8 protein-coding genes are annotated in these 10,246 nt (G+C 55.9%); 6 read left to right on the forward strand and 2 right to left on the reverse strand.

Going from position 1 to position 10,246, the window contains the following annotated elements; all coding sequences use genetic code 11:
* Window positions 1-61: 61 nt before the first annotated feature.
* Complete coding sequence (locus tag J3U88_RS26375; protein WP_207861998.1) at window positions 62-955, reverse strand: isoaspartyl peptidase/L-asparaginase family protein; 894 nt, start codon at window positions 953-955, stop codon at window positions 62-64.
* Window positions 956-1,240: 285 nt separating this feature from the next.
* A complete protein-coding gene (locus J3U88_RS26380; protein ID WP_207861999.1) occupies window positions 1,241-1,693 on the reverse strand; it encodes a hypothetical protein in 453 nt (150 codons plus the stop codon).
* A 567-nt stretch (window positions 1,694-2,260) separates the two neighbouring features.
* On the opposite strand from J3U88_RS26380, the gene J3U88_RS26385 reads away from it, so the two are divergent.
* The 6 genes from J3U88_RS26385 to J3U88_RS26410 all read left to right on the forward strand — a co-directional run bounded on the left by J3U88_RS26385 (window position 2,261) and on the right by J3U88_RS26410 (window position 10,203).
* Window positions 2,261-3,343, forward strand: a complete 1,083-nt coding sequence (locus J3U88_RS26385) for a type IV pilus twitching motility protein PilT (RefSeq protein ID WP_207862000.1) — start codon at window positions 2,261-2,263, stop codon at window positions 3,341-3,343.
* 8 nt (window positions 3,344-3,351) lie between these two features.
* A complete protein-coding gene (locus J3U88_RS26390) occupies window positions 3,352-5,028 on the forward strand; it encodes a type IV pilus twitching motility protein PilT (protein ID WP_207862001.1) in 1,677 nt (558 codons plus the stop codon).
* 24 nt (window positions 5,029-5,052) lie between these two features.
* A complete protein-coding gene (locus J3U88_RS26395; protein WP_207862002.1) occupies window positions 5,053-5,940 on the forward strand; it encodes a hypothetical protein in 888 nt (295 codons plus the stop codon).
* 9 nt (window positions 5,941-5,949) lie between these two features.
* Window positions 5,950-7,389, forward strand: a complete 1,440-nt coding sequence (locus J3U88_RS26400) for a HEAT repeat domain-containing protein (protein ID WP_207862003.1) — start codon at window positions 5,950-5,952, stop codon at window positions 7,387-7,389.
* Window positions 7,390-7,488: 99 nt separating this feature from the next.
* Complete coding sequence (locus tag J3U88_RS26405) at window positions 7,489-8,292, forward strand: SAM hydrolase/SAM-dependent halogenase family protein (protein WP_207862004.1); 804 nt, start codon at window positions 7,489-7,491, stop codon at window positions 8,290-8,292.
* Window positions 8,293-8,535: 243 nt separating this feature from the next.
* Window positions 8,536-10,203 (forward strand): response regulator, encoded by a 1,668-nt coding sequence (locus J3U88_RS26410; protein ID WP_207862005.1) that lies wholly within the window; start codon window positions 8,536-8,538, stop codon window positions 10,201-10,203.
* Window positions 10,204-10,246: the final 43 nt, after the last annotated feature.

A 10,246-nucleotide genomic window follows, 5' to 3' on the forward strand; every position in this document is an offset into this window, starting at 1 on the left:
AAAGTGCCCCGCGGGCCCATTTTTCAGTTTCGAAATCGCCGGCCCCCTGCCCGTCGGGGCTTTAGCTGTCTTTTGAGGGCAGTTCAAAGGCCATGCGTTCCGTATTAAAGGCCGCGCCGCAATAACCGGAGCGCGTCATCACCACGATGCCCCCGTAGCCGCCGACCCGGCGTTCCAAATGGTTTACCGCCGTCTCCGCCGCGGCTTGGGCCGCCTCGGACGAATCACCCTTTGCTTTGAGCTGCGCCAGCGCTTGGTGAAGCATGCCCGCCCGCATGATGCTTTCGCCCCAGCCCGTGCACATCGCCGCGCCCATTTCGTTGTCCGCGTACAAACCGCTGCTGATCAGCGCCGCATCGCCGACGCGGTTGCGCTGTTTGTTGGGAATGCCGCCGGTGGAGTTTCCCGCCGCCAGATTGCCGTGTTGATCGCGGGCCAGTGCACCAACCGTGTCGTGGGCCGCGCGCCAAACGCCGCTGTTCAGTTTTTCGGGTTGATCCCGGTAGGTCTCGAAGCGTTTGCGCTCGCGCGGCAAAACATGGCTGTGCGGATCAACCGACGCCAAACCGGCCGGCCCCGCCAAGGCCTCCGCGCCCTCTCCAAAAAACACACAGTGTTGGTTGTGTTCCATGATGTACCGGGCCAGGTCGATGGGGTTTTGGATACGCGCCACGCCCAGCACCGCACCGTAGTGGAGTTGATCGCCTTCCATCAAGCCCGCATCCAATTCCACCTCGCCCCGTTCATTTAAGAAGCTGCCTTTGCCCGCATCAAAGGTGGGATCGTCTTCCAGTACGCGAATTGCGGCACAGACCGCGCTCACCGCATCGCCGCCTTTCGCCAAAACCGCCGTACCCGCGGCTTGCGCGGCACGGCAACCCGCCTGGTGGGCCGCCCACAATTCGTCGGGAATGTTCCAAGCACCGCCGTGAACGGCCATCGCAAACCTCGTCATAACACTACCTCAATTCACAGGTTATTTTTGGTTGGCAGGCCAACCCGGCTTTTCGTTAGCCGTGTTTCAACACGATGAGCAGCGTGGGAAGGGGCCGGCTGAACCGGCATGTTGGCCACAATTCAATAGGAACAGAAGCCTTGCCGCCGAGTTCGAGGGGGCTTTGTTCGCTCGCGCCGGAAGCCCGCGGTTTCGCCGGGGCGCCTTGACGCGAATTCAGAGGGTTGGTTGCCATCCCGGCCGCGCAAATACCGGTGGATCCAACCTTTTCATGCCCGTGCCGTCTTAGTTTCGGACGAAGAGGACGTGATCCAGGTTCACAATCACCTTTTCCTTCTCATTATAAATAGGCAAAAAGGTCTCGTCCTGGTTAAAGAAGTCGGAGGCGCGGCGCTGATCCGGCGGGAGGTTGGGGTAAATGTTGCCGCTCAATTCTTTGCCGTTATCAAGTACCAGGGTTACTTCCTGGGGTTCCAGCATCAATTGCTCTTCCAAATCGAGGGCGTCGTTTTCCGAACTGCGCAACAAGATCAGCTGCGATTTGTTAAAGAGGATGTACTCCTCGTCGTCGAGGAGGAATGGGAAAAAGCGGCGCTGTTGATTGAGCAGGTCTTCCAAGCGCGGTTTCATGGTGTGGGAAAAAATGTTCTCACTGATGAACACGGTTCCGTTCAGCTCTTCCTGGCCGACAATTTCAATGACCACATGGACCTTGGTGGTCGGTACCTGATACAGCATGATTGCCTCCATGGAAACCCAAGCTGTCCTTATTACCCGTTATCGAATAATCGGCGAAAAGCTTAAGGTTGGCTGAGGTGACCCAACAGATCGCCCCGGCTGATCGTGGGAACGGGAAAACAGCGGGAGCCGCGGTCGCATTTGCGCTTCGCCCGGTTTCCATCGCCACGAGGCGGGGTGGCATTTCCTGTGTAAAGCCACGCTTGAGATTCAGTGATGGTTCCATTATAGCCTAGCAGCGACCGGTTTCGCGTTAGCTAAGATACGTTTCCTTGTAACAAGGTTCTCGTCCGCCCTTCAACCCGCTCCTGCAAACCAGCACTCGCGCCGCGCGCGTGGCTCGGTTATAATAGCTTCTCGATAATCCCCCATAACTCTTTGTAAACGCGTTTCAATCGACCGGGCTCGGTCGTCAACACGGCTTGTTTTCTTGGGATGTTCCATGCTTTTTGCTCCGTTCCAGTTTGCAAAATGCAATTCGGTGTTACCGTGGTTTTCCTTGGCGCTGCCGTTGTCGGCCCATGCACATGAACTTACTTAAGCGCAACGACGATAAGGTGTGACCCTATGGCCAAAATAGACGGTTTCTTTCGCCTCATGGTTTCCGAGGGAGGTAGCGACCTCCACATGTCCGCGGGTAACAAGCCGCGCATCCGTGTGAGTGGTCAATTGCGAGAGATTGAGTACCATGTGCTCGTTCAGGATGAGCTGCAGTCCTTGCTTTACGAGATTTGTCCCGAGGACAAGCAAAAACTTTTTGAGGAAACCGGCGACCTTGATTTTGCTTATGAAATCCCCGGCGTGGCCCGCTTCCGCTGCAACTACTTTTTGCAGAAATACGGCATCTGCGCCGTGTTTCGCCAAATCCCCAGCGAGATTCTCACCGCCGAGCAGTTGGGTTTGCCCCCGATCTGCCTGCGCCTTTCCATGTTACACAAGGGCATGGTCCTGGTTACGGGTCCCACGGGCAGTGGTAAGTCAACCACCCTGGCGGCGATGTTGGATTACGCCAACAAAAACCGTACCGACCACATCCTTACCTTGGAAGACCCCATTGAATTTGTCCACGCCAGTAAGTCGTGTCTGGTAAACCACCGGGAAATCGGCACCCACTCCAAGTCCTTTACCGCCGCCTTGCGCGGAGCCTTGCGTGAGGATCCCGACATTATTCTCGTTGGTGAAATGCGGGACTTGGAAACCATCGAACTGGCGATTGAAGCCGCCGCGACCGGTCACCTGGTGTTTGGCACCCTGCACACCATCAGCGCGATGAAAACCGTTGACCGTATGGTGGAGGTCTTTCCTTCATCCCAGCAGGAACGCATCCGGGTCACCCTTGCCGATGTCCTCAAAGGGGTGATTGCCCAGAACCTGTTCCGGCGCGTCGACAAACCGGGTCGCTGTGCCGCGCTCGAAATTTTGGTGGTCAACAACGCGGCTTCCGCCGTCATTCGCCAAAATAAAACCCACCAATTGCTCAGCGTCATGCAAACCTCGGTCAAAAGCGGCATGCAAACCCTCGACGACGCCATCGCCAAATTGCTCGACAAAGGTTGGATCAGTGTCGAGGAGGCGTTTGAGAAATGTATTAACAAGGAACGTTTTGCACCGCTCCTCAAAGAGGCACCGGACGAATTGGCCATGGGTTAGGGGTTGTTATGCTGCGAAAAAAAGATACCGACCGCATTTTGATGACCATGCTGCGCTCGCAAAAAGGAACCAGCGATCTCAACTTCACGCCCGGCAAACCCTTGCAGGTCGAATCCAGTGGCGCCTTGGTTCCCGTCGCGCTTGAGCCGCCGCTGGAGAAACTCACGCCCTACCAAACCGAAATGTTGGCCTTGGCCGTGATCGGCAAGGATCCCGGTCAATTCGATACCCTGGTGCGCAGCGGTTCCGCCGACTGCGCCTACGAGGTTCCCGGCGAATGTCGCTTCCGCGTCAACGTGTTTCAAACCAAACAAACCTACAGCTTGGTGCTGCGCAAACTGGAAACCAAAATTCTCACCTTGGACGATCTGGGCTTGCCCGCGATCTTCAAAGACATCGCCGCCGAGAAAAACGGATTGGTGCTGGTGACCGGTTCGACGGGCAGCGGTAAAAGTACCACCCTGGCCGCGGTACTCAATGAGATGAACGAAACCCGGCCAATCCACATCCTTACCATTGAGGATCCCATCGAATACGTGCACCCCCACAAAAAAGCCACCTTCAACCAGCGCGAACTGGGCTCCGACTTCGATACCTTCCACTCCAGCTTGCGTGCCGCCTTGCGTCAGGCCCCCAAGGTGATTCTGATTGGGGAGATGCGCGACCGCGAAACCGTGGATATCGGTTTGGCCGCCGCCAGTACCGGCCACCTCGTGCTTTCGACGCTGCACTCCATTGATTGCGGCCAAACGATCAACCGCATCGTCGGTATGTTCGACAAAGAAGAGGAAGACCAAATTCGCGGCCGGTTGAACGAATGCTTGCGGTACGTGATCAACCAGCGTTTGCTGCCGCGCAAGGGGGGCGGTCGCGTCGCCTCCCAGGAAATTATGGGCGTGAACCTGCGCGTCAAAGATATGGTGCTCAACGGGGAAACCGAGCAGAAAACCTTTTACGAGGTGATGAGCGTAAGTCGCAACCGCGGTTGGCAAACCCACGACCAGGCCATCGCCGATTTGTACGAGCAGGACAAGGTCACCGAGGAAACCGCCGTTGCTTATTGTTCCAACCGCCCCGTTTTATCCCGCATGATTGATCGAATGAAACAGGAACGCGGCATTAAAGACGAGGATGCGCTTGAGTTGACCCTCGACAACTCGGCAGCCGAGTTGGGCAAACTGATCAAACGGATTTGGCCGGGATCCGGGGACGAGTTCCCCGTGCGGCATGAGGTTCAGAGCCAGGGCAGTTGGGTGATTTACGAGCCGCGCGCCGAGGGCTCAGGTAGCCAAGTCGATTTGGTATTCCCCATTAAGTTGTTGGGTGAGTTGAAAGGTTTGCCCGTGAACAACCCGAAAGGGGAGGTGATTGCCTCGGGCACCACCAGTGGCGGCAATGAGCCGCTGGTCGATTACAAACTGAGCGCCCTCAAAGAGATCACCCTTGGTGGGGCCGACATGACCGCCGCCTTGAAGGATCTCTTACCGCCCTTTTTCCCGCCGGCGTTCAAGCTGGCCAATATCAAGTTCACCGAAGGCAAGAAACGCGCTTTGCAGGAGATTGCTGAAAACGGTAAGTTCCAGCATGTGAACGCCTTGGAGGCGATTGCGAGCAAGGCGGTCGACCAAAACGAGATTGCCGCGATTGAAAACGTGATCAAAACCATTAAGGAACGCGGCGTTTAATTCAGCGGTACCGGGAGTCGTGTTATGGCAATGAATGATTTGCAATCTTTGGTCAAACATCCCTCGGTGCAGGGTGGCGAGCAGTTGTTGCTTGTCTCCGGGCAACCGATTGTGCTCAGCAAAGGCGGGGCACAGAAAACCATGGGCAACCCGGTTAACAACCAACAACTGATGGCCTGGCTGAAAGCCTCGTTGCCGGTTGATGTGATGGGTCAGTTTCAGTGGGGCCGCGACGTGCAAGTTTCTTTGCCGGTAGACGGCCACAGTTTGCCGATGCGGGTGGTCTTGGGGCGTGACAAATCGTTCCGTATCGAAATCCGCCTGATTAGCGCCGAACAAGCCGAGCCGGCGGCGCTGACCCCCGCGGCGCTGACCGCGGAGACACCGACCGTCCCGGTCCAAGCGGCACCGGTCGAAACGGCGCCCGCGCAAACGGAAGAAGCGGCGGTGGATGAGGAACGCTTGGACGCCGAACTGGCAAATCTGGGCGGCTCCGATCAACCCGCCTTGTTGGTGTGCCCGCCCGACCGGCTCGCGACCTTCAGTGAGGTGGTTGGCGAACTGGGATGTGAACCCAAACACAGCGATTACCTTCCTGCCGTACTGGAATCGCTTAAATACACTGTTTATCCCTTCATTCTTTTACAGCCTGCAGGCCCCGTCGCACAAGATCCGGTTTATCAAGCGATTGCCGCGATGAATATGGAAATGCGCCGCCGTCAGTTTGTGGTGCTGTTCGGTGATGCTTACAAAACCGGTGATGTGTTCCATGCTTTTTGTCTCAGTGTGAATTTGGTGGTCCACCCACGCGACCTTGGCGACTTGGCCGCCGTGATTGAAAAACACCAGCAGAATTATCAGAAATTTGTCGCTCCCTTACACCGCGCCTTGCAAGATGCGGGCAAGTTTTAGGACGGTTCTATGTTTGAACAACCCCACAAGCGCCAAGAATTTCTTCAGGCGGTTAAAGCCGGACGGATCAACGCCCAGCTCTTGGAAAAAGCCCTGGCCTCCTATCAAAGTTTTGCCGACGCCGATTTGAACGAGGTGTTGCAACTGATGCAGCTTCCCGCGGCTAAGAAGTTCGCGGCCGCCTTGATCAGCGTGAACCAGGACCCTGAAAAATTGGGCAAATTGATGCAGATGTTCGCCCGTGAGCGGCGACCCGAGGTCGAAGCCGAGTTGGCGGCCGCGATTGCCCTGTGCAAGTCCGACGCGATCTTTACCGAAATCGCCAAAATGATTAACAACAAGGATCCCAACCATCGCAAAAAGGCCCTAAAACTGTTGATCAAACAGGAGAAGGGCATGCAGCAACGCGAGCTGGTTTTGGCTTTGATGAACGATCCCCAGCCACCCATCGCCGAGGCCATGCTCAAACAGGTGATTGCCTCCGGCGCCAAGGGCTACCAGGGGCAATTGCGACACATGGCCGTGGTCGGCGCCGATTCCATCGCGGTGCTTTGCCTCAAGGCCTTGTTAAACCAGCCCTCGATGAAAAACGTGCCCGTTTTTATTCATGCGCTCGCCACCCAACAGGGCGAAATCGCCGCTGCGCTGTCCCAAGCCCTGGGCCGCCACATGCAGGAAGCGCCCGAGGCCGTGCTCGAGGAAATCATCCTCGCCATCGGATCTTCCGACCCCAAGGTCGGGGCCGCCGCCCTCAAAATGTTTGTCGGCATGCCCGACCTCAAGGAAGCCACGCGGCGTCTGTTGCTCTTTGCCGATTCGGTGTCGCCGCTTGTTCGGGACGACATTTTCCGCTTGATGGGTACCGTCGGCGATACCTTTGTGCCCATCGTGCTGGCTTTGGTACAGGAGCAACCGGAGCAGGCGGTTCGAATCCAGGCGATGAACCTGGCCAAAATTATGAAAAATCAAAAGTTGGGACCGCTGTTCCTGCAAGAACTCAAGAACCCCGATTGGATGGTTCGCTACAGTGCCATGCAGGTTCTCTCCGCCATGAAGTCACCCCAGGCGTTGCCGATTTTGGTGGAGTTCCTCAATCAAGACGAGTCGTCCATGGCCGCCATTCAGGCTTTAGATCGCTATGGCGACATGCGTTTGGCCAAACCCTTTTTTCAGAAACTCACCACGCAAAGCAATGAATCAGAACAGCTTGCCTTGCTGGATGCGCTCCTCAATTTGGGCGACCCGCGTTTTATCGGTCACCTCTCCAAGTTCTTGGACTCGCCGGCCGTGCGTGGGAAAGCCGTTAAGCGGTGTGCCGAGGTGATCATCGAGTTGGGCAAACGCCACGGTGTGGCCGTTCCCGAAAAAGTGATCGCGCTTAACGATCAACTTACCGAGAAGAAACTGGAAGATCTGCCGGATCTCGGTTTAAAACTCAGCAGTGATTAACCGCGAGCGGGAAGCCCTTCTATCGGACCTGCTTGTCCCGTGCCGCCTCTTAAAGCAGGGGGCGGTATTTTTAATCCTCTCGAAGAAACAGGTGGAACCATGCTGGAAGAAGAAGCCCTCTCGGCATTGCCTTTAATTACGCTGACCACCGATTTTGGTGATCAGGACGGCTTTGTCGGCGCTATGAAAGGTGTCATTCTTTCGATTAATCCCGAGGCGCGCATTGTGGATATCAGCCACGCCGTTCCCCGCCAGGATGTGCGTGCCGGTGCCATGGTTTTGCGCGGGGCTTGCCCGTACTTTCCCGAGGGCACCGTCCACGTTGCCGTGATTGATCCCGGTGTCGGCAGCAGCCGTGCCGCGGTGGTGGTGGAAACCGCGCTCGCGTTTTACGTGCTGCCGGACAACGGCCTGATCACCTTAATTGACCAAATCACGCCCGTCCGCCATGTCTACGCCATTGAGCAGGCGGGTTTGTGTCTGCCCGACGTGAGCCGGACCTTTCACGGCCGCGATATTTTTGCGCCCGTGGCCGCCCATTTATCCCGGGGTTTGCCCCCGAACCAAGTCGGCCCGCCCATGCAATCCTTTGCGGAGCTGGATGTGCCTGCAGCGGTTGTCGATGACCATCGGGTCGAAGGGCATGTGCTCTATGTGGATGTGTTTGGCAACTGCATTACCAACATTGGACCGGAGCAGGTGAACTTTGGGGCGTTTGATTGGCGATGGCGCTCGGGTGACCGGGAAGTCGCTGGTTTAAAGACCTCCTATGCCGAGGCGACCTGGGGTGAGGCCTTGATGATTCAAAGCAGTAACGGTTGTTTGGAGTTGGCCGTGAACGGCGGGAACGCTGCCGAAATGTTTGGGTTGAAGGTCGGAGATCTTTTGGTTTTGTACCGTTAAAGACGTCGGGTACGGGCGGGAGTCCGCTCGGTTTTTTCCCTAAAAAGGCGGGTAAACTTGCTGAGCCTGTGACTTTTGCAGGTAAATAAGTTATGCTTGCAGCACAACTCCCCACGGAAAACGGTGTCGTTTTCAGATTGACGCCGGAACAAAATTTTTGGACCACGCGAATTCAGGTTGTTTGGTTTCAGGTGCTTGTGGTTTATCTTGAAATCGAACTCTGCTCCACCAGGCTGAGACTTCATGAAGAATGTGCTGATTGTTGACGACAGTCGCGTCTGTCGCAGAATGTACGCCAAGGAATTGGGCCGGGCCGGTTACCAAACCTTTGAGGCCAAAGACGGTCTTGAAGCGTTGCATCTTGTCAAAGAACAGGAAATCGACCTCGTGGTGCTGGACGTGGAAATGCCCAACATGAATGGGTACGAAACCTGTGAGCATTTGCGGTCTGAGGAGTTTTCCGCCCATTTCGGTAAGGCCGACAAGCTGCATGATGTGTTGCCGGTTGTTTTTGTCACGTCGCACAAGTCGTTGGAAGGTCGTGTCAAAAGTTTTAACAAAGGCGCCACTGATTTCATTACGAAGGGTTTTAAGCCGGGCACGCTTGCCGACACGATTAACCGCATTCTCAAACCTATCAGCCCGCTGATGGGCTTGACCGCGTTGGTGGTTGACGACAGTAAATTCATTCGCAACATGTTGTCGTCCTGTTTGAAGGAGCAGGGCCTGAATGTGTTGGAAGCTGTTGACGGAAACGATGCATTCGACCTTTTGTGTGAGCGAAGCGAGGGCGTCGACATGGTGATCACCGATCTCGAGATGCCCGGCATGAACGGCGATATTTTGTGTCGCAAGATTCGTCGAGAACTGGGCATGCGCGGGATTCCGGTGATCATCCTGACCGCGCGGGACGAGCAGAAAGGGCTGTTGGGGTTGTTCCAGGCCGGCGCCACCGACTATTTGATTAAACCCTTCGCACGCGACGAGTTAATCGCCAGACTAAAAGTTTCCGTGGAAGTGAAGCGCGAGGCCCGTCGGGAGGTGGTCCAGGCTGAGAAAAACCAGACCAGCGAGCAAAAGAAGTTGGTGGAAGCCCACGCGAAGGCCGCGGACCAGGCCGAGGTGGCGACCGCGATCCTCCACAACGTCGCCAATTTGCTGAATTCGGTTTCGGTATCCTGCAATCAGGTACGTGCGCAAATAAACGATTCGCGTATCAAACAATTGTTGTTGGCCAACCATCTGATTGAAGAGAATTTGACTGATTTACCCCGTTACTTGAGTGAGGACCCGCGCGGTCGCATGTTGCCCGATTACCTGTTGCAATTAGGCGAAAGGCTCGAAGGCGAACGGGTGGCCGTGGCCCAGGAGATTGAGGCGATCAGCGCCAAAATTGAGATCATGAAAAGCGCCGTCTTTTCGCAGCAAAGTTACGCCAAGGGCAAGGAACTGTTGGAGCGTTTTTCTCTGGCCGAGTTGGTTGAGGAAGTGTTGCTGATTCAAAATGCCTTGATTGAAAAAGCCGGGGTGGTGGTCGGTACCGAATTTAATGTTCATCAACCGGTTGTTTTGCCTAAGTCAAAGGTGACCCACATTCTCATCAACTTAATCAAAAACGCGGTGGAAGCCATGGCCGACTCGGAGCCGCGTTTGCTGACCATCCAGTTATTTCGCGTGGACGGCGATGTGACCTTGACCATCACCGATACCGGGGTAGGCCTGTCGCCGGAGAACCTAAAGAAAATGTTCACCCACGGCTTCACCACCAAGGAGACCGGCCACGGTTTTGGCCTGGCCTACTGCAAACGGGCCATGGACGAAATGGGTGGACAACTCACGGTTCACAGCGACGGCCCAGGTCTGGGAACCAGCTTCGCAATGACCTTCTCCCGGGTGGAAAACGAAAGGTAACGGCCGCATTTCTCACGAGGGTTGTCGCGCGAAGCAGAATGCC

This window comes from Acanthopleuribacter pedis (assembly GCF_017377855.1).
Classification (GTDB): Bacteria; Acidobacteriota; Holophagae; order Acanthopleuribacterales; family Acanthopleuribacteraceae; genus Acanthopleuribacter; species Acanthopleuribacter pedis.